A 25,238-nucleotide genomic window follows, 5' to 3' on the forward strand; every position below is an offset into this window, starting at 1 on the left:
ATTTGGTTGGTGAGAGAAGTATATGGCGAATTTCCCACTTTGTCAATGGGTTAGTTCGCCTTCTCAAAGGCCCGGATAAAGTCGCACAGCCGCTCCACGCCCTCCACCGGCATGGCGTTGTAGATGGAGGCCCGCATGCCGCCGGTCATCCGGTGGCCCTTCAGGTTGACAAACCCGGCCTGGGCGGCCTCCTGGACGAACTTGGCGTCCAGCTCCTCGCTGGCGGTGCGGAAGGTGACGTTCATCCCGGAGCGGGAGTCCTTCTCCGCGTGGCCGGTGAACAGGCGGGAGCTGTCCAGCACGTCGTAGAGCATCCCGGCCCGCTGCCGCTTCCGCTTCTCCATACCGGCGGGGCCGCCATTCTCCTCCACCCAGTCCAGCATCAGCCCCAGCATGTAGATGCACCAGCAGGGCGGGGTGTTGTACATGGAATCCTTGTCGATCATGGTCTTGTAGTTCATCATCAGGGGGGTGTAGGGCAGCTCATGGCCCTGGAGGCCCTCCTTGATGATGACCACCGTCAGCCCGGCGGGGGCCATGTTCTTCTGCGCCCCGGCGTAAATCAGGCCGAATTTGGATACATCCACCGGCATGGACAGGATGTTGGAGGACATGTCGCACACCAGGGGTACACCGCCCGTCTCAGGGGTGTAGTCCCACTCGGTGCCATAGATGGTGTTGTTGGCGCAGTAGTAGAAGTAGCTGGCGTCCGGGTTCCGCTTCAGCGCCTCCTGCCGGGGGATATAGCTGTGATTCCGGTCGGCGGTGTCGCAGGCCAGGCTAATCTGGCCGTATTTTCTGGCCTCCTTGCAGGCCAGCCCGGAGAAATTGCCGGTGACGGCGTAATCCGCCGTTCCGGTCTTGCCAATCAGGTTCAGGGGAATCATGGAGAACTGGCCGGAGGCCCCCGTCTGGAGGAAGAGGATGTGGTAGTCCTGGGGGACGTTCATCAGCCGGCGCAGCTTATTCTGTGTCTCCTGAAAGATGTCCATGAAGACCTTAGAGCGGTGGCTCATCTCCATCACGGACATACCGGAACCCCGGTAGTTGGTGATTTCCGACCCGGCGCGCTCCAGCACGGACAGCGGGAGCACCGAGGGACCGGCGGCAAAATTGTAGACGCGGGAAGCGTTCATAGAGAAGAGCCCCTTTCTATACATAAAAAATGTGTGGACCGCCGCAGTGCGGTTGATTTTCTATTATAGTCCGGGAAAAATAGGGTGTCAATGGGCAAAGGGGAAAAGGGCTGGGGCCTCCGCCCCGGATTTTACTTATTGCACAAAAATTCACCTTTTAAATTGGGTGTATTTGACAAAAAACCGTCCTTGACGCAGGCCAGTCCGCCCTGCTAGAATTACGGGCAAGCCACTGAGAGAGGCGGCCGGTCCAAGTACGGACTGACATGACAAAGCGGATTCAAAGGAGGTTCTTGCAATGGTGAAGGAAAATGAGATCAAAAACGAGGCTCAGGTGGAGAAGATCAACTGGCTGGCCTGCAGTGCTCCCTATGAGGTCTGGCTCAACGCTGGCAGCGTGATGCTGGACGCCCGCTCCCTGCTGGGCCTGTTCGCCCTGGTGGGCCGGAAGGCCAACGTGGTGGTGGAGGACGGCGTCGCTCCCCGCTCCTTCCAGAAGCTGGTCGCCCAGATGGGCTGAGTGCAGCGCGCCCACGCGTCCCAGCCGGACGCGGGGGCGCCATATTTTTCTTGCAATCCGGCGGGAGACATGGTAGAATCGACCGGCCTCCGCAGGAGCGGAGGGGAAATGAGGAGCAACTATGAAGGTTCGTATTATCACCGATTCCGCCAGCGATCTGCTGCCGCCCCACCGGCCCGAGGTGACCGTCCTGCCCATGGACGTGACCTTCGGCGGGGAGACCTACCAGGACGGCGTCAACCTGACCCACCATCAGTTTTACGAGAAGCTCATCGAGGGGGAGGACCTGCCCACCACCAGCCAGATCTCCCCTTCCCGGTTTGAGGACGCCTTCCGGGCCGCCGTGGAGGCGGGGGAGCGCGTGGTGGCGGTGGTGCTGTCCGCCAGGCTGTCGGGCACCTACCAGAGCGCCTGCATCGCGGCAGAGGAGTTTCCGGACCAGGTCTTCGTGGTGGACAGCGCCAACGCCACCATCGGGGAGCTGATCCTGGTGGAGCGGGCGCTGGAGCTGCTGGACCAGGGGCTGGACGCCTCCGCCATCGCCGCAGGGCTGGAGGAGGAGAAGGCCGATATCCGCCTGGTGGCCCTGCTGGACACGCTGGAGTACCTGAAGAGGGGCGGCCGGGTGTCCCCCTCCGCGGCTCTGGTGGGCGGGCTGCTGTCCATCAAGCCGGTGGTGGCCGTCCAGGGGGGCGAGGTGGTGGTGCTGGGCAAGGCCAGAGGGTCCAAGAACGGCAACAACCTGCTGGTCCAGGAGATCCGGAAGACGGGGGGCGTAGATTTCTCCCGGCCCTACCGCCTGGGCTACGCCGGGCTGGACGACGGCCTGCTGCGCAAGTACATCTCCGACAGCGCCGCCCTGTGGACGGAGCACGCCGGCCGCCTGCCCCTGGGCACCGTGGGCGGCACCATCGGCACCCACGTGGGTCCCGGAGCCATCGCCGTGGCGTTTTTCCAGAAGCGCTGATATTTAACAAAAGCAGCTGACCGTCTGTCCCTTCGGACAGACGGTCAGTTTTCGGTCCGGAAATGTGCTTTGCCGCAGGTGAGTTGGCCGGGGAGGGGAAAAATCCCTTTGCTTATACCTTCTCCACCGGGAAGAGCACCCCGGTCTCCAGCTGATCAACGGGCGTGTGGTCCGGATCGCCGAAGTAGCGGTCCATGGCGGGGCCGCAGATCCGGTACTCGGTGTGTCCGGCCAGCCAGGCGCACAGGGCGTCGTAGGCCAGGTGCAGGTTGTCGTAGGCCCCTCTGTGCTGCACCGCCGCACAGAGGCAGGCGGGCTTGCTCTTCACGCCGGGGCCGTCCTGGGCCACCACCATCTGGGCCTCCACGTCGGAACTCTTGGGGTTGAACGCCTCGTCGTGATAGAGCATCTGGATGGGTCCCGCCTGGGTCAGTCCACGGGCCTCCGCCTCCCGGTACAGACGCTGAAAGAAGTCGTGGTACTGGTCCACGCCGATGGTTTCCCGGATGGAGAAGACCTTCTGCTCCGGGTCCTGGATCAAAACAACATGATACTGCGTTTCCATAATGCTGATTCCCTCCATGCGGAGGATGTCCGCCTCAATCTGGTGGATGATCCCCTGCTGGCGGCTCAGCTCCCGGCAGAGGTCCAGCCGCCGCCGGCGCAGGTGGGGGAGCAGCTGCTCGTCCTCCAGCTCCAGCAGCGGGCCGATTTCCCCCAGGGAGAAGCCGTAGCTCTTCAGCCACTGGATGCGCAGCAGATCGGACAGCTGTTCCTGCCGGTAGTAGCGGTAGCCGTTGTCCCCAACCGCCTGGGGGCGCAGCAGGCCCAGCGCGTCATAGTGGCGCAGCATCCGGGGGGTGACCCGGCTCAGCCGGGAAAAATCACCGATGGTCAGCATGACATTCCTCCTGTTTTGAATGTGGGAACCGGTTCCGAACCACAGGATAAACCCTCACACAGTGGGAATGTCAAGGGCTTTTTCGAAAAAATATTCCGGCGGCTGCGTATGTCCGCACACCGCCGCCGCCCAGCTGGAACCGGTCCAGGTCCGGAACCACAGGCCGTCCATCCGGACGGGGCCGTCACCCGGTAATGGGACCCGGATGTCCCGGATGGAGGAGGTCAGCCCCCGGCCGCTCTCCTTGGCCCGGGCCTCCTTCAGGGTCCACAGCAGGGTGAAGGCGGGCCAGAGGCCGGGCTGCTCCTCCAGCCAGGCCAGCTCCGCCGGGGAGCATACCCGCTCCGGCAGGCCGGGCCGCCACTCCTTGATGATCTGGACGTCCGCTCCCACCGGGCCGCTGTCCAGGGCGCACAGGGCCAGGGCTCCGCTGTGGGACAGGTTGAAGTGGAGCTCCTCGTGCCTTGGGAAATAGGGCTTGCCTCCCTCGCGGCGGGCGATCTCCGGCAGGGGGGACAGCCCCCACGTCTCCCGGACCGCCAGGGCCAGCAGGTCTCTGGCCTGACTGCGGCAGGTCAGGTCCCTCGCGGCGTAAATGACCATCAAAAATCCCCCTCTCCCGTTCAGTATACCAGAAAGGAGCGGGGGAAACAATTTATTTTAACAGGGCAGAGGCAGCCAGGAGCCCACGGCGGACAGGTCCCGGAAGAGCAGTCCCTCGGGGGGATAGAGGGTGAACCAGCCGATGAGCAGGGCCAGGGCCAGGGCGGCCAGAACGGGCAGCGCCCACCTCACGCCCCTGAAGGGCCCGGAAAACCGGGTGGCCAGCCAGAAGCCCAGCGTCATGACCAGCACGAAGAGGGTGATATCCACCCACATGGCCTCGCCCCCCAGCGTTACGTGGTACACCCAGCCCAGCAGCAGGGTCAGGGCGGACAGCAGGGGCAGCATCAGCAGCCAGGGGCGGGTCCCGCCGGGGCGGCCCCGGTTGAGGTAGAGCGCCGCCCCCAGAAAGGGCCAGAACACCAGCTTGACATGTTCCCACAGGCTCTCGTTCACCGGGGAGAACAGGGCGGTGACGGCGTTTGGCTGCCACTCATACAAAAAATGGAGGACGCACCCCGCCAGGATGGCAGCGATCCAGGTGACGGCGAGCTGTCGTTTCGGATAGAACACTTCTCTCACTCCTTCCGGTACAACTTATGCGCAGACGGGCTGTTTCATACGATCCCGCATATTTTTTTGCGCCTGGGAAACGCTATAGGAAACGCAGCATGCTCCGCCCGCAGGACGGAGCATACAAATCATCAAAAGGAGAGAGCGCTATGAGCATGACCAATCAGGACTACGGCAAGCTGGTCAACCAGCGGTCCAAGCCGTCGCCCATGGGAAAAAATATCCTGTGGGCCTTTCTGGTGGGGGGCGCCATCTGCACCATCGGCCAGGGGCTGACCAACCTGTATCAGAGTTACGGCCTGGACAAGGACCAGGCGGGGACGGCCACCTCGGTCACCCTGATCTTCGCCGCCGCCCTGCTCACCGGGCTGGGGGTCTTTGACAAGATCGCCAAGCGGGCGGGGGCGGGGACGCTGGTGCCCATCACCGGCTTTGCCAACGCCATGGTGTCCCCGGCGCTGGAGTTCAAAAGCGAGGGCTTCGTCACCGGCACGGCGGCCAAGCTGTTCACCGTGGCCGGGCCGGTGCTGGTGTTCGGCATCAGCGCCAGCGTGATCTACGGGCTGATTTTGTGCCTGCTGAAGTCCTTTTAGGGATGCGGATGGAAGAAAACGCGGCAGTGACCGGGAGCGCCGGCCGCTGCCGCAAATTTTTTTGAGGAATATGCAACCAAACCAGGGGGAATTCCGTATCATTCAGTGAAAGGGGGGAGCACATGGAGAACATATGGAACGACCCCGGCACGCTGGCGCGGCGGTACGCGCCGGCGGTGTTCCGGCTGGCCTACGCCAGAACGGGCAGCCGGACGGACGCGGAGGATATCATGCAGGAGGTGTTTCTCCGCCTGATCAGGGCCGGGCCGGTCTTTGCCAGCGAGGAGCACGCCAAGGCGTGGCTGCTGCGGGTGGCCTCCAACTGCGCCAGCGACCTGTTCCGCCTGCCCTGGCGGCGGCGGGAGGAGCCGCTGAAGGACAACCTGCCCGCGCCGGAGGAGCCGGAGACGGGGAGCGTGACGGAAGCGGTGCTCTCGCTGCCCGCCCGGTACCGGATTCCCATCCATCTGTACTACTATGAGGACTACTCGGTGGCGGAGATCGCCAAAATCATCGGGAGGAGCGAGGGGACGGTGAAATCCCGTCTGTTCCGGGCCCGGAATCTGCTGCGGGAGCGGCTGAAGGAGGAGGAGCAGGGTGAAGGACAGATACAGCTGTGAAATGGACCGGCTGGAGCCCCGGCGGGAAAAGCTGGATGAGCTCTACAAAATGATCGAAGGAGGAACGGAAATGAAACAGGCAAAGCGATTGAGCCGCCGGACGGCGGCGGTCATTCTGGCGTGCGCGGTGCTGACCATCACGGCGGCCGCGGCGGCGGTCCCCGCCGTGTGGGAGACGCTCCAGCGCCAGCTGGGGGCCTTTGCCCCCTACGCCCAGACCATCGACGGAGCGGTGTGCCAGGACCAGGGCATGGAGGTCCAGGTGCTCAGCGCCCTGTCCGACGGTCTGGAGGCCCGGGTCTACTTCTCGGTGCGGGACGTGAAGGGGGACCGGCTGAACGAGTACCTGACCCTGCGCGGCCAGCTGGAGGCCGAGGCCATCCCCAAGGCGGAGGGTTTGGGAATCCGAGAAGTTACCGCCCCCACCAGCAATTTCAAGCTGCTGTCCTACGACCCAGAGACCAGAACCGCCCTGTTCTCCACCAGCATCTGGTATGTGGAAGGGGATGAGCCGGGCCAGGGGGCGCGGCTGTCCCTCGCCGGGCTGACGACCCGGGAGATGACGGTGTACGGGGAGGTCTCCTGCGCCGGGGTCACCGGTGAGACGCTGGACAGCCTGCCCGTGGGGGAGGAGGCCCAGGTCATCTTCCGGATTGACAGCATTGACAACTCCCCCTATACCAGCGCCGACCTGCCTGCGGAACCGGTGGTGCTGGCCCCGGAACAGAACCCCATGCCCCTGGAGGGGGCGGAGGACATCTGGGTGTCCTCCATGGGCTTTGCCAGCGACGGCTGCTTCCATATCCGCCTGGGCTTCGGGGAGGGAATCGACGTGCCCCTGTACAAGTCGGGAGAGGGCCAGCTCTACAGCGACCTGCTCCCGGAGGGGGTGGACGATGACCGGCGGTACACCTTCCAGGCCACCCTGGTGCCGGGGGGCGTGGACATCCTGTACCCCCTGATTGGCCTGGAGGACCTGGAACTGCTCCAGCCGGGCAAGGCCCGGGTCTACGGGACCTGCACCCGGCCGGGCACGGAGCTGGAGGGGGAGTGGTCCATTGCCTTTGAGCTGGAGCACCACCGCTCCGTCACCCTGGATTGGACCGGGGAACTGGCCGGACGGCAGGTGGAGCGGGTGACCGTCTCCCCCCTGTCCGTCACCATAACCAGCAACGACGGGGGAGGCTTTGCCCGCACCCCGCTGTACGCGGTGAAGCGGGACGGCTCCACCGTGGCCGCCGAGCCCGGCAGGGGCAGCTACTCCAACCGGGCCTTCGGCGCCGGTGCCGCCGAGCCGGTGTGGGAGGCCTACAACACCTGGCAGCTTGAGGAGCCGGTGGACCTGAAGGCGCTGGCCCGCCTCACCCTGCTGGACGAGACCATCCCGGTGCATCAATCTTGAGCTTCATACCGGCGCAAAGGGGCGGCCATAGCCGCCCCTTTCGTTATTTCGCCACAAATACCGCCACACTCCGCTCCCTGACAACGGCCTGCATGCCGTTGACAGGAGTTTCGGACTGTTCCGCCGTCCAGGTGTCCACCGCCTTGACCCAGTGCATGGAGGCGGGCAGCTGAGGCAGGGTGACGGTCAGATCCTCCCACCAGGCGTTGGAGGCCACGTAGACCACCTGGGGGCCGGCGTCCCGCTCCCAGCCGGAGAACATCACGCCGATATACCGGTCGTGGCCGTCGAAGGGCCGGTCCCGCCAGGGGGCGGCCCCGTGGAAGCTGACGTCGGGGAAGCCGCAGGAGCCGTCCCCGGTCTGGGTGCGCAGCACCCGCCAGTGCTTGCGGAAGGCGATCATATACTGGAAAAACTGGAACATGTCCCGGTTCTGCTCCAGACGGTTCCAGTCCAGCCAGGAGATGATGTTGTCCTGGCAGTAGGCGTTGTTGTTGCCGAACTGGGTGTTGCAGAACTCGTCCCCGGCCAGGAACATGGGGGTGCCCCGGGAGCACATCAGCAGGGCGAAGGCGTTGCGGCACATCCGCTTGCGCAGAGCGTTGATTTCCGGGCTGTCCGTCTCTCCCTCGGCGCCGCAGTTCCAGCTGTTGTTGTCGTTGGCCCCGTCGGTGTTGTTCCAGCCGTTGGCCAGGTTGTGCTTTTCGTTGTAGCAGTACAGGTCCCACAGGGGGAAGCCGTCATGGCAGGTGATGAAGTTTACCGAGGCGTTGACCCGGCCCTGGCTGGCGTACATGTCCTGGGAGCCGGCGATGCGCAGGGCGGCCCACTGGGCGCAGCCCTCGTCCCCCTTCAGATAGCGGCGGATGTCGTCCCGGTAGCGGCCGTTCCACTCCGCCCACCGGTTCCAGGAGGGGAACGTGCCCACCTGGTACAGCCCGCCGGCGTCCCAGGCCTCGGCAATCAGCTTTACGTTGCCCAAAATGGGGTCGAAGGCCAGAGACTGGAGCAGGGGGGGAGCCCCCATGGGGGAGCCGTCCTCGCTGCGGCCCAGGATGGAGGCCAGGTCGAAGCGGAAGCCGTTCACCCGGTAGGTGGTTACCCAGTAGCGCAGGCAGTCCAGAATCATCTGGCGGACGATCGGGTGGTTGCAGTTCATGGTGTTGCCGCAGCCGGAGAAGTTGTAGTACTGTCCGTCGGGGGTGAGCAGGTAGTAGATGTTGTTGTCAAAGCCCTTGAAGGAGAAGAAGGGGCCCTTTTCGTTGCCCTCGGCGGTGTGGTTGAAGACCACGTCCAGGTACACCTCGATCCCCCGCTGGTTGCAGGCCTGGATGAGCTGCTTGAGCTCGTTGCCCTCCCGGTTGTACTCGGTGGAGGCGGTGTAGCTGGTGTTGGGGGCGAAGAAGCTGACGGTGCTGTACCCCCAGTAGTTGTAGAGAATATTGCCGTCCACCTCCCGGTAATCCTGCATCTCGTCGAACTCGAAGATGGGCATCAGCTCGATGGCGTTGACCCCCAGCTGGGTGAGGTAATCCAGCTTCTCCATAATGCCGGAGAAGGTGCCGGGGTGGGCCGTGTTGGAGGAGGGGTCCTTGGTGAAGCCCCGGACGTGCATCTCGTAGATGATCAGGTCCTCCATGGGGATGAGGGGCTGGGGCATGTCCGCCCAGTCGAAGTCGTCCTTGACCACCCGGGCCTTGTAGTGCTGGCCGAAGGGGGACTTGGCCCCCCACTGGCTCTGTCCGGTGACCGCCTTGGCGTAGGGGTCCAGCAGGTACTTGGTCTTGTCGAAGATCAGCCCCTTTTTGGGGTCGTAGGGGCCGTCCACCCGGTAGGCGTACTCAAACTCCTCAATGTTCAGCTGGAACACGATCATGGAGTACACGTTGCCGATGCGGTAGTGCTGAGGGAAGGGGAGCACCGCGAAGGGCTCGTCCTGTTCCCGGTGGAACAGGAGCAGCTCCACCGAGGTGGCCCCGTGGGAGTGGACGGTGAAGCTGACCCCGCCGGGGATGGCGGCGGCGCCGTTGATCTCGTAGAAGCCGGGGCGGACGTCAAACCCGGCAATGCGGTCCAGAGGGACTAGGTGGATGGTGCGGGGGAGGGGCGTGTGCACAGCGGCCTCTCCGGAGATGGGAGCAGTATTCGGCATGGATCGATCCTCCTTACAAAAAATGTGCTGTCTCCATTATACGCTTTTTTTTCCATTTGTCATTTCTTTTTCTTCCGCCCTGATTTTTCAGGGTTTTTTGTACTTGCGCCCGAGGACGAAGTTTGCTATAATTCAGATAGTCTTCAGCGCGGCGGTCCGGAACGGGCCGTACGGCGCAGTCAAATTTTGTCATGTAAGGAGCGATCGAATATGGGTTTTTTCGGAGGACAGACCAAGCAGGAGCCGATGGGCACGCAATCCTTTGAGGAGGAGACCTTTGAGGATGCGTTTGATGCCCTTCCCCCCCTGCCCAAGCCCCAGGACAACACCATCATCGCCAAAGGGATCACCTTTATCGGTACTGTGGAGGGCGAAGGCATCGTCCAGATCGAGGGCCGCGTAGAGGGTGAGATCAAGCTGAAGGGTTCGGTCACCGTGGCCACCACCGGTGTGGTGAAGGGCCCCATCACCGCCGACTCGGTGCGGGTGGCGGGCGAGGTCCAGGGCAGCATCACCGCCCGGGACAACCTGTGCCTGGAGCGCACCGGCAGCATCCACGGCGACGTGTCCACCTGCTCCCTGGTGGTGGAGAACGGCCGCTTGGATGGCAGCAGCAAGATGCTGGCCGCCCCGGAGCGTCCCCGGGAGGTGCAGCCCTCGGAGATCTCCAGCAGCAGCATGGAATTTGATTTCTCCATCGGTGAGGAATAAAAAACGTCCCGGAGCGAAAGCTCCGGGATATTTTTTGTACTTCTTATACTTCCTTGATGCCGTGCTTCTCGGCGTAGCCGGTGAGGATCAGGGTGAGGGCGCCGTCGCCGGTGACATTGCAGGCGGTGCCGAAGCTGTCCTGCAGGGCGAAGATGGCCAGCATCAGGGCGGTGCCGTCGCCGGTGAAGCCCAGCACGCCAAAGATCAGGCCCAGGGAGGCCATCACCGTTCCGCCGGGGACGCCGGGAGCGCCAATGGCAAAGATGCCCAGCAGCAGGATGAACAGGATCATGGAGGCCGCGCTGGGCAGCTTGCCGTAGAGGACCTTGGAGACGATCATGACGAAGAAGGTCTCGGTCAGCGCGGAGCCGCACAGGTGGATGTTGGCGAACAGGGGGATGCCGAACTCCACCATGTCCGGGCGGAGGGAGGGGCTCTTCCGGGCGCCGTCCAGGGCCACGGCCAGGGTGGCGGCGGAGGACATGGTGCCCACGGCGGTGAGGTAGGCGGGGCCGTAATACTTGATCACGTCAATGGCGCTGCGGCCGGAGTAGGCCCCGGCGAAGCCGTAGAGGACGGCCAGCCAGATGTAGTGGCCCGCCATCACGATGACGATGGCCAGCAGGAAGGCGGGGAACTGCTTGGTGATGGTGCCGTCGTAGCTCAGGCCGCAGAAGGTGAGGGCGATGAAGAAGGGCAGCACCGGGATAACCACCTTTTTCACCACGGACAGGACGATGTTCTGGAATTCGTCCAGGATGGTGATGACAGTGCCGGCCTTGGTCCACACGGCGGCCAGGCCGACGAGGATGGAGAAGACCAGGGCGCTCATCACCGGCATGATCTGGGGGATATCCAGCTGGAAGGCCACGTCGGGCAGCTCCTTCAGGCCGTCCATGGTGGAGGCGATGGGCAGATGGGGCACCAGCAGGTAGCCCGCAGCCATGGACATGAGGGTGGCCAGCACGGTGCTGACGTAGGCGATGATGATGGCCACCCCCAGCATCCGGGTGGCGTTGGACCCCATCTTGGTGATGGAGGGGGCGATGAAGCCGATGACGATGAGGGGCACGCAGAACATGATGAGCTGGTTGAGCACATACTTCAGCGTGACCACAACGGTCATGGCGCGCTCCGGCAGGAACAGGCCGGCGATGATGCCGGCGACGATGCCTACCAGCAGCTTGAGCGGCAGATTGTCAGATTTTTTCATACATGATCTCCTTTCTTCCTGTCCTGAGACACACAAAACCTTCGGACTCCTCTATGATAGCATAGAATGGCAAAAAAGGCAAATCCGCCTCAGGCAAACAGGGTGTGCTCCAGCAGAATCTTGATCCCCATCCCGATGAGGACCAGCCCGCCTGCCAGCTCGGCCCGGCTCCGGTACCGGGCGCCGAAGACGGAACCCGCCTTTACCCCGACGGCGGACAGGACAAAGGTGGTCACGCCGATGAACAGCACGGCGGGCAGGATGACCACCTGGAGAAAGGCGAAGGTGACCCCAACGGCCAGGGCGTCGATGGAGGTGGCTACCGCCAGGGGGAGCATAGCCCCCGGCCGGAAGGAGCTGTCCAGCTCCTCCGCCTCGCCGCCCCGGGCCTCCCGCACCATGTTGAAGCCGATCAGCCCCAGGAGAAAAAAGGCGATCCAGTGGTCCACCGAGACGATCATCCCCTGAAAGCGCACCCCAAGCAGCCAGCCCAGAAAGGGCATCAGGGCCTGGAACCCTCCGAACCAGCCGCCGCAGGCCAGACAGTGCCTCAGGCGGGGCCGGCCGGTGGACAGCCCCTTGCAGATGGATACGGCGAAGGCGTCCATGGACAGGCTGACCGCAATGATAAAAAGCTCATACAACCGCATAAAAAGTCCTCCTAAGCGGCGGGATGGTAAGAAAAAAGACCCACCCGTCCCCTGGGACAGGTAAGTCTCGTCGTTTCAGGCCCGGCCAGGAGGGGAACGCCTCCAGTGTGTTGACCAGGCCGCGCGGGCGCGCCGGCTACTCCCTTACTGTGTGAGTGCCAGTGTACCACAGGACCGCATCCCTTGTCAACATATTTTCTCCCCGGCGGAAATATGCGGAGATTGGGAGATTTGACAAAATGAATAAGAAAAACGGGCGGGATTTATAGAAAATGACAGTTCACTTTTCCCCGGCAAAGTGGTATTCTGTTTACAGTCTTTGAAGCAGCGGAGGACCACAACATGACCAAGCAGATGCACAATGCTGAATACCGCTATTTTAGCTTTACTTACAGCTTTACCTACTTTGGAGGTAAGGCTTGTTTCGGTTTGGCTGAACGCGCGTGTATGTAAGCATGGTCCCCGGAAGACCACCTGTACATGACGACCCGCGGCCGAACCGGCCGCGGGTTTTTTGTACCAATTCTATTTATCATTTCAGGAGGGGTTCAAGTTATGATCGTTATTTTAAAGCGGGATCACAATCCCGGCCAGCTGGACAGCCTGATCTCCTGGCTCCAGGAGAAGGGCATCACCATCCACACCAGCGAGGGGGAGACCAACACCATCCTGGGCCTGGTGGGGGACACCTCCAAGCTGGACATCGACCTCATCGCCGCCCTGGACATCGTGGAGGATGTAAAGCGGGTCCAGGAGCCCTACAAGAACGCCAACCGGAAGTTCCACCCCGAGGACACCGTGGTGAAGGTGCGGGACACCCAGATCGGCGGCGGGCCCCTCACCATCATGGCCGGTCCCTGCTCGGTGGAGAGCGAGGATCAGGTGGTGGCCATCGCCAAGGCCGTCAAGGCCAGCGGAGCCACCATGCTCCGGGGGGGCGCCTTCAAGCCCCGCACCTCCCCCTACGCCTTCCAGGGCCTGGGGGAGACCGGGCTGGAGTACCTGAAGGCCGCCCGGGCGGAGACCGGCCTGCCCATCGTCACCGAGCTGATGGACGTGACCCACCTGCACCTGTTCAAGGACGTGGACGTGATCCAGATCGGCGCCCGGAACATGCAGAACTTCGACCTGCTCAAGGCGGTGGGCCACCAGGACAAGCCGGTGATGATCAAGCGGGGCATGTCCGCCACCTACGAGGAGTGGCTGATGAGCGCCGAGTACGTCATGGCCGGGGGGAACGAGAACGTGATCCTCTGCGAGCGGGGCATCCGCACCTTTGAGAGCTACACCCGCAACACCCTGGACCTGGCGGCCATCCCGGTGCTGCGCAAGCTGACCCACCTGCCCATCATCGTGGACCCCAGCCACGCCACCGGGAAATACTGGCTGGTGGAGCCGCTGGCCATGGGGGCGGTGGCCGCCGGGACGGACGGCCTGCAGATCGAGGTCCATAACGACCCCGCCCACGCCCTGTGCGACGGCCCCCAGTCCCTGAAGCCCGAGGCATTCGCCCCGCTGGCGCGGAAGCTTCTGTCCCTCCACGCGGTTGTGAAGGGGATGGAGGCGTAAACCATGCAGATCGGAATCGTGGGCCTGGGCCTGATTGGCGGGTCTATGGCCAAGAGCATCAAAAACCGTACCAGCCACACCGTCTGGGGGACCGACCTGGACCAGGAGACCATGACCCTGGCCCGGATCTGCGGAGCCATCGACGGCCCGCTGGACGGGGAAAAGCTGCCCCAGTGCGACCTGGTTCTGGTGGCCATCCGGCCCCAGGCGGCGGCGGACTGGGTGCGGGAGCACGGGGCGCAGATCGGCAAGTCCGCCATTCTGGTGGACCTGTGCGGCGTGAAGCGGGTGGTGGTGGAGCAGATCGCCCCCATCGCTGAGGAGCACGGCTTCGCCTACATCGGCGGCCACCCCATGGCCGGCCGGGAGCGGGGGGGCTTTACCTCCTCCACCGACGACCTGTATGTGGGGGCCTCCATGATCCTCACCCCGGACAAGCGCACCGACATGAAGCTGCTGGAGACCCTCCAGACCTTCTTCCTGGACGTGGGCTTCGCCAAGCTCACCTTCTCCCAGCCGGAGGAGCACGACCGGATCATCGCCTTCACCTCCCAGCTGGCCCACATCGTCTCCAGCGCCTACGTCAAGTCGCCGGAGGCCCAGCGCCGCCGGGGCTTCTCCGCCGGAAGCTTCCGGGACATGACCCGGGTGGCCCGGCTGGACGAGGACATGTGGACCGAGCTGTTCCTGGACGACGCCGACTACCTCACCCACGAGCTGGAGGTGCTCATCGGCCACCTGGAGGAGTACCGGTCCGCGCTGAAGGAGAGGGACGCCTCGCGGCTCCACGACCTCCTCAAGGAGGGCCGGGAGCTGAAGGCCACCGCCGGCGGGAACTGACATATAAAGGAGGAATTGCCATGTCCATCCAGACCATCCACGTCCGCACCGATCCGGAGTATGATGTGGTCATCGGCCCCGGCCTGCTGCAGGAGTGCGGCTCCCGCCTGAGAGGGGCGGTCCCCCTGTGCCATATGGCGGTGGTGACCGACAGCAATGTGGCTCCCCTGTACCTGGAGACGGTAAAAAGCTCCCTCCGGGAGGCGGGCTATCAGGTGAGTGCCTGCGTCTTCCCCGCCGGGGAGGGGAGCAAGAATTTTGACACCCTGTCCAAAATCCTGGAGTTTCTGGCGGAGGAGCAGCTCACCCGCACCGACTGCGTAGCTGCCCTGGGCGGCGGCGTTACCGGGGACATGGCGGGGCTGGCCGCCGCGCTGTACCTGCGGGGGGTGAAATACGTCCAGCTGCCCACCACCCTGCTGTCCGCGGTGGACTCCTCCGTGGGGGGCAAGACGGCCATCGACCTGAAGGCGGGCAAAAACCTGGCCGGGGCCTTTCTGCAGCCCTCCGCTGTCATCTGTGACACCGACTGTCTGAAAACCCTGCCCCAGGACGTGTTTGCGGATGGGGCGGCGGAGGCGCTCAAGACGGGCGTGCTGTGCAGCGAGGCGTTGTTTGCCCGCATGGAGTTCGGACTGCGTGTGTCCGAGCTGGAGGAGATCATCGCCCAGTGCGTGGCGTTCAAGGCCGGTGTGGTGGAGCGGGACGAGAAGGAGCAGGGGGAGCGGAAGCTGCTCAACCTGGGCCATACCATCGGCCACGCCATTGAGAAGTGCAGCGGCTTCACCATCCCCCACGGCCACGCCGTGGCGGCGGGGCTGGCCATCATGACCCGTGCGGCGGAAAACCTGGGGTGGATGACAGGCGAGTCCAAGCAGGCCCTTGAAGCGGAACGCATTGAGAGCGCCGTGGAAACGCTGGGATTGCCCTCTGCTGCCGAATACCCCCCCGCGGCCTTGGCCCAGGCGGCGTTGCGCGACAAAAAGCGGGCGGGAGACAGTATCACGATTGTGGTGCCGAGTAAGATCGGCCGCTGTGAGTTGAAAACGATCCCGGTCACGGAGCTGCAATCCATCATCGAAGCGGGGTGGGCGCTGGAATGAACCTCTGCATCACCCCCGGCCCCCTGGAGGGGACGGTCACCCCGCCCCCCAGCAAGTCCCAGGCCCACCGGGCCATTCTGGCCCAGCTGCTGGCGGGAGGCGGGACCGTCTCCAACCTGGAGACGTCCCAGGACATTGAGGCCACCCAACGCTGTGCCGCCGCGCTGAAAGCTCAGGGGACAGACCTGCCCCTGCTGGACTGCGGGGAATCGGGTTCCACCCTGCGGTTTCTGATCCCCATTGCGCTGGCCCTCCGGGGCGGAGGCCGCTTCACCGGCCGGGGCCGGTTGATGGACCGGCCCCAAAAGCCCTACTTCGACATTTTTGACGAAAAGGGCATTTTCTACGAGCAGAAGGACGGCGCGCTCACCGTCAAAGGCGAGCTGAAGCCGGGGGAGTACCGGCTCCCCGGCAACGTGTCCAGCCAGTTTGTCACCGGACTGCTCTACGCCCTGCCCTTGCTGGAGGGGGAAAGCCGAATTGTCCTCACCTCGCCCCTGGAGAGCCGGGGTTACGTGGACATGACCCTAGACGTGCTGGACCACTTCGGCGTCCGGGCTGAGGTGCTGGAGGACGGTTTTTTGGTCCCGGGAGACCAGGTTTTCCAGGCACGGGATTTTACCATTGAGGCCGACTGGTCTCAGGCGGCGTTCTGGCTGGCAGCGGGTTTATTGGGGAATCCGGTGCTGACGGTTGGCTTGAGCGACCAGTCTACCCAGGGGGATCGGGTGATTGACGAACATTTTGCCAGCTTCGCCTGGGGGACGTGGCGGACGGTGGAGATTGACGTCTCCGACTGTCCCGACCTGCTCCCACCCCTGGCCGTCATGGCGGCCTTCCACGACGGGGCCACCCGCCTGACCAACGCCGCCCGCCTGCGGCTGAAGGAGAGCGACCGGCTGGCTACCGTCACGAAGATGCTCACCGCCCTGGGCGGGCAGGTGGAGGAGGGACCTGACTGGCTGGCCATCCCCGGAACCCGCTTTTTGAAGGGTGGCACGGTGGACGGGGCCAACGACCACCGGATTGTCATGGCGGCGGCCATCGCCGCCACCCGCTGTACCGGCCCGGTGACCATCCTGGGGGCGGAGGCGGTGAACAAATCTTACCCCAGGTTCTGGGAGGAATATAAGCGGTTGGGAGGGGAATTTGATGTCCTCTGAGTTTGGAAAGATTTTAAAGGTTTCGGTCTTCGGCCAGTCCCACGGGACGGCCATCGGGGTGAACATCGACGGCCTGCCCGCCGGGGAGGAGATCGACCTGGAGGAGCTTCAGCGGTTCCTGGACCGCCGCCGTCCAGGGAAGAACAAGCTGTCCACCGCCCGGAACGAGGGGGACGTGCCGGAAATTCTCTCCGGTCTGCTGGACGGCAAAACCTGCGGCGCGCCCCTGTGCGCCGTCATCCGCAACAGCGACCAGCACTCCAAGGACTACGCGGAGCTGGCGGACAAGCCCCGCCCCGGTCACGCAGACTACACCGCCTGGGTGAAGTGGAAGGGCCATGCCGACATGCGGGGAGGGGGCCACTTCTCCGGCCGGCTCACCGCCCCCCTGTGCATCGCCGGGGGGATCGCCAAGCAGATTCTGGCCCGGCGGGGGATTTATGTGGGGGCACACCTGCGCGGAGTGGGAGGGGTTGCCGACGCGCCATTTCCCTTAACCCCCACGCCGGAGCTGTTTGAAGAAGTAATCCGAAAACCGTTCCCGGTGCTGGACGACAAGGCCGGAGAAACGATGCAGGCCGTTATTTTGAGCGCAAAAGAATATTTGGACAGTGTCGGCGGTGTGGTGGAGTGCGCGGCCATCGGTCTGCCCGCCGGGCTGGGCGATCCCATGTTTGACGGGGTGGAGAACCGTCTGGCGGCGGCGCTGTTCGGCATCCCCGCCGTCAAGGGGGTGGAGTTCGGCGCTGGATTTGGGGCCGCCGCTGTTTTGGGGTCCTCGAATAACGACTCCTTCCTGGTGAAGGACGGCAACATTGTGACAGAAACCAACCACGCCGGCGGCGTCTTGGGGGGAATCACCACCGGAATGCCCCTTGTCCTGCAGGCGGCGTTCAAGCCCACGCCGTCCATTGCCAAGCAGCAGCAGACCGTCAGCCTGTCCGCCATGGAAAACACAGACCTGGAAATCCACGGCCGCCACGACCCCTGCATCGCCCACCGGGCCGTCCCGGTGGTGGAGGCGGTCACCGCCTGTGTACTATTAGACTTACTGTTGGAGGGAAATCATGGAACTTTCTGAAATTCGTACCAAAATCGACGCGGTGGACGACCAGCTTTTGACCCTCTTCCTGGAGCGCATGGCCCTGAGCGAGGAGGTGGCCGCCTACAAACATGAGCACAAGCTGCCCATCCTGAACAAGGCCCGGGAGCGGGAGATCCTGGCCAAGGTCACCCAGCGGGCGGGGGACAAGGAGCGGTACGCCTACCACCTGTACTCCACCCTGTTTGAGCTGGCCCGGTCCCGGCAGGCGGAGCTGATCTCCGCCCCCACCAAGGTGGCGGAGCGGGTTAGGACCGCCCTGGCCTCCAACAGCGAGGTGTTCCCCCAGACGGGCATGGTGGCCTGCCAGGGGGTGGAGGGGGGCAACTCCCAGGCGGCCTGCGACCGGCTGCTCCCCCGGGGCAACATCATGTATGTGAAGAGTTTCGACGGGGTGGTGTCCGCAGTGGAGTCCGGGCTGTGCCAGTTCGGCGTGCTGCCCATCGAAAATAGCTCCAACGGCTCGGTGCGCAAGGTGTACCAGCTGCTCCAGGAGCACGACCTGTCGGTGGTCCGCTCCACCCGGCTGTGCATCCGCCACGAGCTGCTGGCCCTGCCCGGCGTGAAGCAGGAGGAGATTACCGAAATTTACTCCCATGAGCAGGCCATCGGCCAGTGCTCCCAGTTCCTGAGCAGGCTGAAGGACGTGAAGGTCATCCCCTGCGGCAACACCGCCCTGGCCGCCAAGATGGTGGCCGAGAGCGGCAGCCGCCATGCCGCCGCCATCTCCTCCCACCCCTGCGCCGCCCTGTACGGCCTGGAGTGTGTCAACAGCGCCATCCAGGACAGCGACAACAACTATACCCGCTTCATCTGCGTCGCCAAGGACCCGGTGATCTACGCCGGAGCCAGCCGGATCAGCCTGATTGTGGCCTTTGAGAACAAGCCGGGCGCCCTGTATGAGATCATCTCCAAGCTGGCGGCCATGGACATCAACATGACCAAGCTGGAGTCCTGCCCGGTGGCGGGGAGCGACTTTGAGTTCATCTTCTTCCTGGAGCTGGAAGCCTCGGTCAAGGCCCCAGGGGTGCTGGCCATGCTGGAGGAGATGGAGCGCAGCTGTGCCCAGTTCCAGCTTTTGGGCAATTACGCGGAAGTGTGAGCCATGGGAGAGAAGATCTACGGCCTTCTGGGCCGGAAGCTGGGCCACAGCTGGTCGGTCCCCATCCACCAGGCCCTGGGCTGTGAGGGCTACCGCCTCATCGAGCTGGAGCCGGAGGAGCTGGGCGGCTTTCTCCGCCGGGAGGACATCGGCGGGCTGAACGTCACCATCCCCTACAAGCGGGAGGTGATGGCCTTCTGCGACGTCATCGACGAGGGAGCCGAGGCCATCGGCAGCGTGAACACCATCGTCCGCCGGGAGGGGAAGCTGTACGGCTACAATACAGATATCGACGGCTTTCTGTACATGCTCCGCCGGGCGCGTATCTCCCTCATGGGGAAGAAGGTGGTTGTTTTGGGCAGTGGGGGGGCGTCCCTGACGGCCCAGGCCGCCGCCAAGCGGGAGGGGGCCCGGGAGGTGGTAGTGGTCTCCCGCACCGGTCCGGACAACTACGAGAACCTGGACCATCACGCCGGTGCGGATGTGCTGATCAACACCACCCCGGTGGGGATGTGGCCCAACCTGGAGGGCCAGCCCGTGGATTTGGAGCGGTTCCCCAGGGCGGAGGCGGTTGTGGACATTATCTACAACCCCAATCGGACCAATCTGATCCTCCAGGCAGAGGGGATTGACAAGCGGGACCGGCTGCTGGCCGGGGAGGGCCTCCGCCCGGAGGAACGGGAGTTTCACGGCGGCCATCCCATCCGCTGTACCGGCGGCCTGCCTATGCTGGTCCACCAGGCCAAGCGGGCGGAGGAGCTGTTTTTCGGACAACCAATCCCGGACTATCAGACCGAGCTGATCCTGTCCCGGCTCTGGCAGGACCGGACCAACATCGTCCTGGTAGGGATGCCCGGCTGCGGCAAGACCACCGTGGGCCGGGAATTGGCCAAACTCACCGGCAAGCCCCTTGTGGATCTGGATGAGGAGATCGTCCGCCGGGCGGGCAAGCCTATTCCGGATATTTTCCGGGAGGAGGGCGAGAACGCCTTCCGGGACCTGGAGTCCCGGGTGCTGGCGGAGACCTGCGCCAAGGACGGCCAGGTGATTGCCACCGGCGGCGGGGCGGTGCTCCGTCCGGAAAATCAGACCGCCATGCGCCGCACCGGACGGGTGTACTGGCTGCGCCGGGACCTGAACGTCCTGCCCAAGGAGGGCCGTCCCCTGTCCCAGAAGGGCAGCCTGGAGGAGATGTACCAGATGCGGAAGCCTCTGTATGAGGCGGCGGCGGATTTCCGGGTTGACAACAATCAAACGGCGGCGGAGGCCGCCCAGCAGATATGGAGTGAGCTGTGTGCAAATATTGGTAATCAATGGCCCTAATATGAACATGCTGGGCATCCGCCAGCCGGAGATATACGGCAAAGCCACCTACGAGGACTTAAAGGCCATGATTCAGGCCGAGGCGGACAGGCTGGGGGTGGCGGTGGACTTCTTTCAGTCCAACCACGAGGGCGCCCTGGTGGACGCCATCCAGAAGGCGTACTTTGACAAAACGGACGGCATCATCATCAACCCAGCCGCCTACACCCACACCAGCGTGGCCCTGCTGGACGCCGTGAAGGCGGTGGGCCTCCCCACGGTGGAGGTCCACATCTCCGACCCGGATACGCGGGAGGATTTTCGCCATATCTCCTACATCCGCGCCGCCTGCGCGGCCACCATCAAGGGCCATGGCCTGGAGGGCTACCTGGAAGCCCTTCGGCTGCTGGCGGGCAAATGAACGAGCCCCCGTCCCCTCGCCCGAGGGAACGGGGGTTTCGTTTCGGCACTGCCGGCAAAATAAACGATGTGGATGCGCCTCATGCTGTTGGGGGCTGATCTGACAGCCGCACCGAAATCATGGACGCCGCATTTTTCTCCACCGAGTTGAGGATGAATCCGGCCAGGTCGCAGGCGTAGAACTCTCCTGTTGTTTCCAGCCCCCGTTCAAGGATGCAGCGGCTGAGGGCGGCGTAACCTGCGGAGATATCCCAATGGCCCCGGCAGCAGAGGTACAGATAATTCCCGGCGGGCTTCTCCTTATAATAGGGGAAGTCCGCTTTTTCTTTGATCCGGGTGTAGAGGTGGCTGATGGCCCCCGGCCCGCCCTGCTCCCCCGGCTGGTGGATGGCCCCCAACTGGAAGTCGGTCTGTATTCCGTATTGGCTGCACAGCGCCCGGCACCGCTCCAGCACAACAATCAGCGTTTCATCCTCGCTGTCCGCCGGAGTCATCAACCCCTCCAATTCTCCGACAGGGAGCGCCAGCAGGTGCTCTCTGTCAAACCAGGCAGTTCGGGGAACCATGTCCGGTCCCGGCCCAAACTCCAGATTGTGCAGAGCGCTGGACAGAACGAAGTCCATGTGCTCCAGCCTCCGCCGCTCCGCCTCCAGGCGGTCCTTCTGTTCCCGCAGAAGTTCTATGGTTTTGGTAGTATCCTGCCCTCGAAGACAGCGGCAGATTTCCTCCAGTGGCGTCCCCGTCTGGCGGAAGATGGAGATTGCGTAAAAATCGTAGAACTGCTCCACATCGTAGTAAAAATAGCCGTTGTCGCCCTGGTGGGCCGGGAGGAGCAGTCCCACATCTTTGTAGTGGCGCAGAGTTTCCTTGGTAGTGCCGCACAGGGCGGCGAAAGCCCCGGAGGTCAGCCAGCCTTTTTTCCGCTCCATAAAAATTTCCTCCCCCAAATTGAAAATACCTCTTGACTGCGTGGCGGCCACACGGTTTATGATACCCCCTGTCAGAAATAATTGCAAGCCCGTTGGACAACAATATGAGAAAACAAGAGAACATTTGTCAAGGGGGATTTCACCATAAAAATGAAATCCCCCCCGTTAAACTAGGATTAGTATCTCAAAATAAAGTATATCACATATACCCAACTCAACAGTCCGTGAAAAATGGCCCACCCAACAGAGTGCCAAGTAGAATAACTAATTACCATTGCCAAAGCGCTGCCAAATGTGATACCTGTCTTTACTGTTTTTTCGACAGTTTCTCTTTTTTGTTCATCCATGTATATGTATCCTCCCCGAAATTTCGATTTATCGAATTAACACGAGCCAAGTATACCACTAATGCGAATGACATTCAACCCTCATTTATAGGCGTTGATAGTACTGGCAAGCAAGGCACCGGTATATACCCGGCGCAGCTTGTTGGTGGCTGAAGGCCCCCAAGCCCCCGGTGATCGGCGCGGCTGCGTCCGATGCACAAGCCACCGTTGGCGTCTGCTGATTATATACCGGCAGGGAAGGACACCCCGGCGAAGCCGCCCCCGGAGGGCGCACGGCTGCCGTCAGGCAGTACTACCATCGGCCCTTGGCAGGTGGTGAGTAAGTGCGCTCTTAGGAGGGCCTATAAAGAAGAAGGAGCGCCCAGGTCATTCCCAGACACTCCCGCTTCGGTTCCCTTCTGCTGGTCGATCACCGCCTTTTCAGCCTGTGTCATTTTGCCACAAATGAACCGTCAGCCAATGTGTATTTGGATGGTGAAACCACCCTTTACACAATACATCTCAGGAGGTTTTTGATATGGATTTTGGATGCAGCAGCTTTACCTGGAGGACAAAGGATGGCCAGCACCTTTTGGGACGGACCTACGACCAGTTCGGAGACCTGACGGCCAACTGGGTAATCAGTGTTCCACAGGGGATGCCCTGTGCCCCCGGACTTCACGGGGAGGGGGCGGTCTCCGGCGAATACAGTTACACCGGTATGGCGGTGCTTGGCTTCGGGGAGCCCATTCTGGTGGACGGGGTAAACTCCGCTGGCTTGATGGGGGCCTTGCTCCATTTCCCAGAGTATGCGGTCTATGAGGAAAGTGCCGGCCCGGGCAGAACCGCCGTCCATCCGGGCCGTCTGCTGGCCTGGCTGCTCAGCCGGTGCGCCGGGGTGGAGGAGGCGGTGGAAGAGCTGTCCCATATTACCTTGGTAGACGAGCTGATTGCGGACAAGCCCCTGCCCGCCCACTATATCCTCAGCGACCGGACGGGGGAGGCGGTCATCATCGAGCCGGAGGAGGGCGGTCTGTCCATCCACCGGGAGACCATCGGCGTGCTGACCAACAGCCCGGACTACCACTGGCAGCGGACCAACCTGCGCAACTTCGTGGGGGTCACCAATCTGCCCAAGGCCCCCAAAACTATCGCCGGGCACGAGATCCGGGAGTTTGGAGAGCGCCTGGGCGGCGGTTCCGGCCTGCCGGGGGACTATTCCTCCCCCTCCCGTTTTGTGCGGCTGGCCTTCATGAAGGAGTTTGCCGTCCCCGGAAAAGACGAGCTGGACGGGGTATCCCGGATGTTCCGGGCCTTCGCCCCGGTGGACATCCCCGAGGGGCTGGCCAAGGCCGACCCCAATTACGATGTGTACGAGCAGACCCTGTGTACCAGCGTCATGTGCGCCGAGAGCGGCGTGTACTACTTTGCCCCCGCCCAGAACCGGCGCATTTCCGCCGTCCGGCTCCCGGCACAGGGAACAGAAATGCAGTATTTTGACCTGGGGGACGGCCAGGACATTGACTGGAGGAATTAGGACATGGACAAGCTGGACTCGTACCACCTGCCGGTCACGGGCAGGAATATCCTGCGCTTTGCCTTTCCCACCATCGTCATGACGGTGTTCAATACCTTCTACACCATGGTGGACGGTCTGTTCGTCTCCAACCTCATCGGCATGGAGGCCCTGTCCGCCATCAACCTCACCGCTCCGGCCATCGCCCTGATCACAGCCATCTCCGGAATGCTGGCCACCGGCGGCAGCGCCGTGGTGATGAAAAAGATGGGGGGGCACAAAGAACAGGAGGCCCGGCAGGATTTTACCCTGCTGATTCTCACCAACGCCGTTGTGGGCGCGGTGATGATGGTGCTGGGCTACACCCTGATGGACACCCTGCTGGGGGCTATGGGCCTCTCCCCGGCGGTGTTCGGCTACTGCCGCACCTATCTGAGCAACTATCTGCTGTTCACCATTCCTATCTTGCTCATGTATAACTTTTCCCTCTACCTGATTGCCGCCGACAAGTCCACCCTATCCCTGATCTGTACCGTGGCGGGGGGCGTGACCAATATCATTCTGGATTATGCTCTGATTTCTCTGTTCGACCTGGGCATCCAGGGGGCGGCCATCGCCACCGGACTGGGCTACTCCATCACCGCCGTGGTGGGCTTCCTGGTGTTCCGGAAAAAGGACAGCCTGCTCCACTTAGCAAAGCCGGTGTTCCGGGGTGGGGTGCTGTTCCACGCCTCCACCAACGGTATGTCGGAGTTGGCGACCTCCTTGGTGTCTGGCATTACCACCCTGCTGTTCAACCTGGCGATGCTGAAGTACATAGGAGAGGACGGCGTGGCGGCTATCACCATCATCATGTATGTACTTATGTTCGTCAGCGCCCTGTTTATCGGCTACTCCTACGGCGTGGCCCCCATGATTTCCTACTACCACGGGGAGCAGAACCACGAAAAACTGAAGAAGCTGGTGGGATTCAGCGTCAAATTCATCATCGGGACATCTGTCCTCTGTACGGTAATCTCCATTCTGGCCACCGTCCCCTTGGTGGGCGTCTTCACCCGGCCGGACAGCCCGGTGTATGAACTGGCGGTGACGGGCAACCGCCTGTGCTCCATCGCGCTGCTGTTCGTGGGGCTGAACGTCTTTGCCAGCGGCATGTTCACCGCCCTGTCCAACGGGGTGGTATCCGCCGTGCTGGCCTTCTCCCGGTCCTTCCTGTTCACCGTTGCCAGCATTCAGATCATGCCCGTCCTGCTGGGGGGCGTCACCGGCGTGTGGCTGGCGACGCCGGTGGCTGAGCTGCTGGGGACTGTGATGGCGGCGGCGCTGCTGCTGAAATACCGGAAGCGGTATGGCTATTGATTTGAAACTCCCTCTTGACAACCGCTGCGATCCGTTCTATACTGTGCTTGTTAATACAATACAGTAAAAGACGGATAGGCGGTGGGAATTTGGAGATCGTAGTCAGCAACAAAACCAGCCGTCCCCTGTACGAGCAGATCTCAACCCAGGTCAGGGCGCAGATTATGAGCGGGGAGCTGAAGGCGGGAGACCCCCTTCCCTCCATCCGCTCCCTGGCCAGGTCCCTGCAGATCAGCGTTTTGACGGTGCAGAAGGCATACGACCTTCTGCAAACGGACGGGTTTATCGAGACGACGGCGGGAAAGGGCTGCTTTGTTTCCGCACAGAATCAGGACTTTTATCTGGAGGAGCAGCAAAAGAAAATCGAGGAGCATTTTACGGAGGCGATTGAGATTGCCCGTACAAGCGGAATCTCTCTTGATAAAATGCTGAACCTGTTGACGCTTCTGTACGAGGAGGATTGACC

Annotated in this window: 26 protein-coding genes; 17 read left to right on the plus strand and 9 right to left on the minus strand. The window is 62.8% G+C overall.

Annotation, left to right across the window (positions count from 1 at the left end):
• Positions 1 to 50 precede the first annotated feature (50 nt).
• Positions 51 to 1,136 carry a 3-phosphoserine/phosphohydroxythreonine transaminase gene (gene serC, locus VV088_RS20775; protein WP_334602557.1) on the minus strand — a complete coding sequence of 362 codons (1,086 nt, stop codon included), beginning with the start codon at positions 1,134 to 1,136 and terminating at the stop codon, positions 51 to 53.
• 298 nt (positions 1,137 to 1,434) lie between these two features.
• Between serC and VV088_RS20780 the strand changes: the two genes are divergently transcribed.
• Together VV088_RS20780 and VV088_RS20785 are read left to right on the plus strand one after the other, a co-directional pair.
• Positions 1,435 to 1,656, plus strand: coding sequence for an HPr family phosphocarrier protein (locus VV088_RS20780; protein ID WP_334602558.1), 222 nt, complete (start codon positions 1,435 to 1,437; stop codon positions 1,654 to 1,656).
• Between the two features lie 121 nt (positions 1,657 to 1,777).
• Entirely contained in the window at positions 1,778 to 2,623 is an 846-nt protein-coding gene (locus VV088_RS20785) for a DegV family protein (protein WP_334602559.1), read from the plus strand.
• 112 nt (positions 2,624 to 2,735) lie between these two features.
• On the opposite strand, the gene VV088_RS20790 is transcribed toward VV088_RS20785, so the two are convergent.
• From VV088_RS20790 to VV088_RS20800, 3 genes are read right to left on the minus strand one after another with little or no spacing between them, the layout of a single operon-like run.
• Complete coding sequence (locus VV088_RS20790) at positions 2,736 to 3,524, minus strand: MerR family transcriptional regulator (RefSeq protein WP_334602560.1); 789 nt, start codon at positions 3,522 to 3,524, stop codon at positions 2,736 to 2,738.
• Between the two features lie 54 nt (positions 3,525 to 3,578).
• Complete coding sequence (locus tag VV088_RS20795; RefSeq protein ID WP_334602561.1) at positions 3,579 to 4,127, minus strand: 4'-phosphopantetheinyl transferase family protein; 549 nt, start codon at positions 4,125 to 4,127, stop codon at positions 3,579 to 3,581.
• A gap of 57 nt (positions 4,128 to 4,184) precedes the next feature.
• Positions 4,185 to 4,700: a DUF6512 family protein gene (locus VV088_RS20800; protein ID WP_334602562.1), complete on the minus strand. Its 516-nt coding sequence runs from the start codon at positions 4,698 to 4,700 to the stop codon at positions 4,185 to 4,187.
• A gap of 149 nt (positions 4,701 to 4,849) precedes the next feature.
• Between VV088_RS20800 and spoVAC the strand changes: the two genes are divergently transcribed.
• The 3 genes from spoVAC (at position 4,850) to VV088_RS20815 (ending at position 7,315) form a co-directional block, all read left to right on the plus strand.
• Entirely contained in the window at positions 4,850 to 5,293 is a 444-nt protein-coding gene (gene spoVAC, locus VV088_RS20805; RefSeq protein WP_334602563.1) for a stage V sporulation protein AC, read from the plus strand.
• 122 nt (positions 5,294 to 5,415) lie between these two features.
• Positions 5,416 to 5,913, plus strand: a complete 498-nt coding sequence (locus VV088_RS20810; RefSeq protein ID WP_334602564.1) for an RNA polymerase sigma factor — start codon at positions 5,416 to 5,418, stop codon at positions 5,911 to 5,913.
• A complete protein-coding gene (locus VV088_RS20815; protein ID WP_334602565.1) occupies positions 5,891 to 7,315 on the plus strand; it encodes a hypothetical protein in 1,425 nt (474 codons plus the stop codon). Before VV088_RS20810 ends, VV088_RS20815 begins: the two co-directional genes overlap by 23 nt.
• A 43-nt stretch (positions 7,316 to 7,358) precedes the next feature.
• On the opposite strand, the gene VV088_RS20820 is transcribed toward VV088_RS20815, so the two are convergent.
• Positions 7,359 to 9,467 carry a glycogen debranching protein gene (locus VV088_RS20820; RefSeq protein WP_334602566.1) on the minus strand — a complete coding sequence of 703 codons (2,109 nt, stop codon included), beginning with the start codon at positions 9,465 to 9,467 and terminating at the stop codon, positions 7,359 to 7,361.
• Between the two features lie 210 nt (positions 9,468 to 9,677).
• On the opposite strand from VV088_RS20820, the gene VV088_RS20825 reads away from it, so the two are divergent.
• Positions 9,678 to 10,178: a bactofilin family protein gene (locus tag VV088_RS20825; protein WP_334602567.1), complete on the plus strand. Its 501-nt coding sequence runs from the start codon at positions 9,678 to 9,680 to the stop codon at positions 10,176 to 10,178.
• A 43-nt stretch (positions 10,179 to 10,221) separates the two neighbouring features.
• On the opposite strand, the gene VV088_RS20830 is transcribed toward VV088_RS20825, so the two are convergent.
• Together VV088_RS20830 and VV088_RS20835 are read right to left on the minus strand one after the other, a co-directional pair.
• A complete protein-coding gene (locus tag VV088_RS20830; RefSeq protein WP_334602568.1) occupies positions 10,222 to 11,391 on the minus strand; it encodes a dicarboxylate/amino acid:cation symporter in 1,170 nt (389 codons plus the stop codon).
• Positions 11,392 to 11,480: 89 nt separating this feature from the next.
• Complete coding sequence (locus tag VV088_RS20835) at positions 11,481 to 12,041, minus strand: manganese efflux pump MntP (RefSeq protein WP_334602569.1); 561 nt, start codon at positions 12,039 to 12,041, stop codon at positions 11,481 to 11,483.
• Between the two features lie 555 nt (positions 12,042 to 12,596).
• Here VV088_RS20835 and aroF point away from each other — a divergent pair.
• Genes aroF through aroQ form a run of 8 tightly spaced genes read left to right on the plus strand, consistent with a single transcriptional unit; the run spans position 12,597 to position 20,643 of the window.
• Complete coding sequence (gene aroF / locus VV088_RS20840; protein ID WP_334602570.1) at positions 12,597 to 13,610, plus strand: 3-deoxy-7-phosphoheptulonate synthase; 1,014 nt, start codon at positions 12,597 to 12,599, stop codon at positions 13,608 to 13,610.
• Between the two features lie 3 nt (positions 13,611 to 13,613).
• Positions 13,614 to 14,450, plus strand: a complete 837-nt coding sequence (locus tag VV088_RS20845; protein WP_334602571.1) for a prephenate dehydrogenase — start codon at positions 13,614 to 13,616, stop codon at positions 14,448 to 14,450.
• 20 nt (positions 14,451 to 14,470) lie between these two features.
• On the plus strand, positions 14,471 to 15,553 hold the full coding sequence (gene aroB / locus VV088_RS20850; RefSeq protein WP_334602572.1) for a 3-dehydroquinate synthase: 1,083 nt from the start codon (positions 14,471 to 14,473) through the stop codon (positions 15,551 to 15,553).
• Complete coding sequence (locus VV088_RS20855) at positions 15,550 to 16,716, plus strand: 3-phosphoshikimate 1-carboxyvinyltransferase (RefSeq protein WP_334602573.1); 1,167 nt, start codon at positions 15,550 to 15,552, stop codon at positions 16,714 to 16,716. Before aroB ends, VV088_RS20855 begins: the two co-directional genes overlap by 4 nt.
• Positions 16,706 to 17,797, plus strand: coding sequence for a chorismate synthase (gene aroC / locus VV088_RS20860; RefSeq protein WP_334602574.1), 1,092 nt, complete (start codon positions 16,706 to 16,708; stop codon positions 17,795 to 17,797). The genes VV088_RS20855 and aroC overlap by 11 nt, the downstream gene beginning before the upstream one ends.
• A complete protein-coding gene (locus VV088_RS20865; protein ID WP_334602575.1) occupies positions 17,784 to 18,920 on the plus strand; it encodes a bifunctional chorismate mutase/prephenate dehydratase in 1,137 nt (378 codons plus the stop codon). The genes aroC and VV088_RS20865 overlap by 14 nt, the downstream gene beginning before the upstream one ends.
• A gap of 3 nt (positions 18,921 to 18,923) precedes the next feature.
• Complete coding sequence (locus tag VV088_RS20870) at positions 18,924 to 20,243, plus strand: shikimate kinase (RefSeq protein WP_334602576.1); 1,320 nt, start codon at positions 18,924 to 18,926, stop codon at positions 20,241 to 20,243.
• Positions 20,215 to 20,643, plus strand: a complete 429-nt coding sequence (gene aroQ / locus VV088_RS20875; protein ID WP_334602577.1) for a type II 3-dehydroquinate dehydratase — start codon at positions 20,215 to 20,217, stop codon at positions 20,641 to 20,643. The genes VV088_RS20870 and aroQ overlap by 29 nt, the downstream gene beginning before the upstream one ends.
• A gap of 79 nt (positions 20,644 to 20,722) precedes the next feature.
• On the opposite strand, the gene VV088_RS20880 is transcribed toward aroQ, so the two are convergent.
• Together VV088_RS20880 and VV088_RS20885 are read right to left on the minus strand one after the other, a co-directional pair.
• A complete protein-coding gene (locus tag VV088_RS20880; protein ID WP_334602578.1) occupies positions 20,723 to 21,571 on the minus strand; it encodes a MerR family transcriptional regulator in 849 nt (282 codons plus the stop codon).
• Between the two features lie 176 nt (positions 21,572 to 21,747).
• Positions 21,748 to 21,918: a hypothetical protein gene (locus VV088_RS20885; RefSeq protein ID WP_334602579.1), complete on the minus strand. Its 171-nt coding sequence runs from the start codon at positions 21,916 to 21,918 to the stop codon at positions 21,748 to 21,750.
• Positions 21,919 to 22,435: 517 nt separating this feature from the next.
• Here VV088_RS20885 and VV088_RS20890 point away from each other — a divergent pair.
• The 3 genes from VV088_RS20890 (at position 22,436) to VV088_RS20900 (ending at position 25,236) form a co-directional block, all read left to right on the plus strand.
• Positions 22,436 to 23,434 carry a linear amide C-N hydrolase gene (locus VV088_RS20890; RefSeq protein ID WP_334602580.1) on the plus strand — a complete coding sequence of 333 codons (999 nt, stop codon included), beginning with the start codon at positions 22,436 to 22,438 and terminating at the stop codon, positions 23,432 to 23,434.
• Positions 23,435 to 23,437: 3 nt separating this feature from the next.
• Entirely contained in the window at positions 23,438 to 24,772 is a 1,335-nt protein-coding gene (locus tag VV088_RS20895; RefSeq protein ID WP_334602581.1) for an MATE family efflux transporter, read from the plus strand.
• Positions 24,773 to 24,861: 89 nt separating this feature from the next.
• A complete protein-coding gene (locus tag VV088_RS20900; RefSeq protein WP_334602582.1) occupies positions 24,862 to 25,236 on the plus strand; it encodes a GntR family transcriptional regulator in 375 nt (124 codons plus the stop codon).
• Positions 25,237 to 25,238: the final 2 nt, after the last annotated feature.

The organism is Lawsonibacter sp. JLR.KK007 (genome assembly GCF_036941135.1).
In the GTDB taxonomy this organism is placed as follows: Bacteria; Bacillota; Clostridia; order Oscillospirales; family Oscillospiraceae; genus Lawsonibacter.

Bases quoted from the DNA above. Each gene is read 5' to 3' on its own strand.
- aroF (WP_334602570.1), top strand. From the start codon at position 12,597: ATGATCGTTATTTTAAAGCGGGATCACAATCCCGGCCAGCTGGACAGC.
- VV088_RS20830 (WP_334602568.1), bottom strand. From the start codon at position 11,391: ATGAAAAAATCTGACAATCTGCCGCTCAAGCTGCTGGTAGGCATCGTC.
- spoVAC (WP_334602563.1), top strand. From the start codon at position 4,850: ATGAGCATGACCAATCAGGACTACGGCAAGCTGGTCAACCAGCGGTCC.
- VV088_RS20825 (WP_334602567.1), top strand. From the start codon at position 9,678: ATGGGTTTTTTCGGAGGACAGACCAAGCAGGAGCCGATGGGCACGCAA.
- serC (WP_334602557.1), bottom strand. From the start codon at position 1,136: ATGAACGCTTCCCGCGTCTACAATTTTGCCGCCGGTCCCTCGGTGCTC.
- VV088_RS20870 (WP_334602576.1), top strand. From the start codon at position 18,924: ATGGGAGAGAAGATCTACGGCCTTCTGGGCCGGAAGCTGGGCCACAGC.
- VV088_RS20795 (WP_334602561.1), bottom strand. From the start codon at position 4,127: ATGGTCATTTACGCCGCGAGGGACCTGACCTGCCGCAGTCAGGCCAGA.
- aroB (WP_334602572.1), top strand. From the start codon at position 14,471: ATGTCCATCCAGACCATCCACGTCCGCACCGATCCGGAGTATGATGTG.
- VV088_RS20810 (WP_334602564.1), top strand. From the start codon at position 5,416: ATGGAGAACATATGGAACGACCCCGGCACGCTGGCGCGGCGGTACGCG.
- VV088_RS20880 (WP_334602578.1), bottom strand. From the start codon at position 21,571: ATGGAGCGGAAAAAAGGCTGGCTGACCTCCGGGGCTTTCGCCGCCCTG.
- VV088_RS20885 (WP_334602579.1), bottom strand. From the start codon at position 21,918: ATGGATGAACAAAAAAGAGAAACTGTCGAAAAAACAGTAAAGACAGGT.
- VV088_RS20780 (WP_334602558.1), top strand. From the start codon at position 1,435: ATGGTGAAGGAAAATGAGATCAAAAACGAGGCTCAGGTGGAGAAGATC.
- VV088_RS20855 (WP_334602573.1), top strand. From the start codon at position 15,550: ATGAACCTCTGCATCACCCCCGGCCCCCTGGAGGGGACGGTCACCCCG.
- VV088_RS20785 (WP_334602559.1), top strand. From the start codon at position 1,778: ATGAAGGTTCGTATTATCACCGATTCCGCCAGCGATCTGCTGCCGCCC.
- VV088_RS20845 (WP_334602571.1), top strand. From the start codon at position 13,614: ATGCAGATCGGAATCGTGGGCCTGGGCCTGATTGGCGGGTCTATGGCC.
- aroC (WP_334602574.1), top strand. From the start codon at position 16,706: ATGTCCTCTGAGTTTGGAAAGATTTTAAAGGTTTCGGTCTTCGGCCAG.
- VV088_RS20835 (WP_334602569.1), bottom strand. From the start codon at position 12,041: ATGCGGTTGTATGAGCTTTTTATCATTGCGGTCAGCCTGTCCATGGAC.
- VV088_RS20865 (WP_334602575.1), top strand. From the start codon at position 17,784: ATGGAACTTTCTGAAATTCGTACCAAAATCGACGCGGTGGACGACCAG.
- VV088_RS20820 (WP_334602566.1), bottom strand. From the start codon at position 9,467: ATGCCGAATACTGCTCCCATCTCCGGAGAGGCCGCTGTGCACACGCCC.
- VV088_RS20895 (WP_334602581.1), top strand. From the start codon at position 23,438: ATGGACAAGCTGGACTCGTACCACCTGCCGGTCACGGGCAGGAATATC.
- VV088_RS20790 (WP_334602560.1), bottom strand. From the start codon at position 3,524: ATGCTGACCATCGGTGATTTTTCCCGGCTGAGCCGGGTCACCCCCCGG.
- VV088_RS20890 (WP_334602580.1), top strand. From the start codon at position 22,436: ATGGATTTTGGATGCAGCAGCTTTACCTGGAGGACAAAGGATGGCCAG.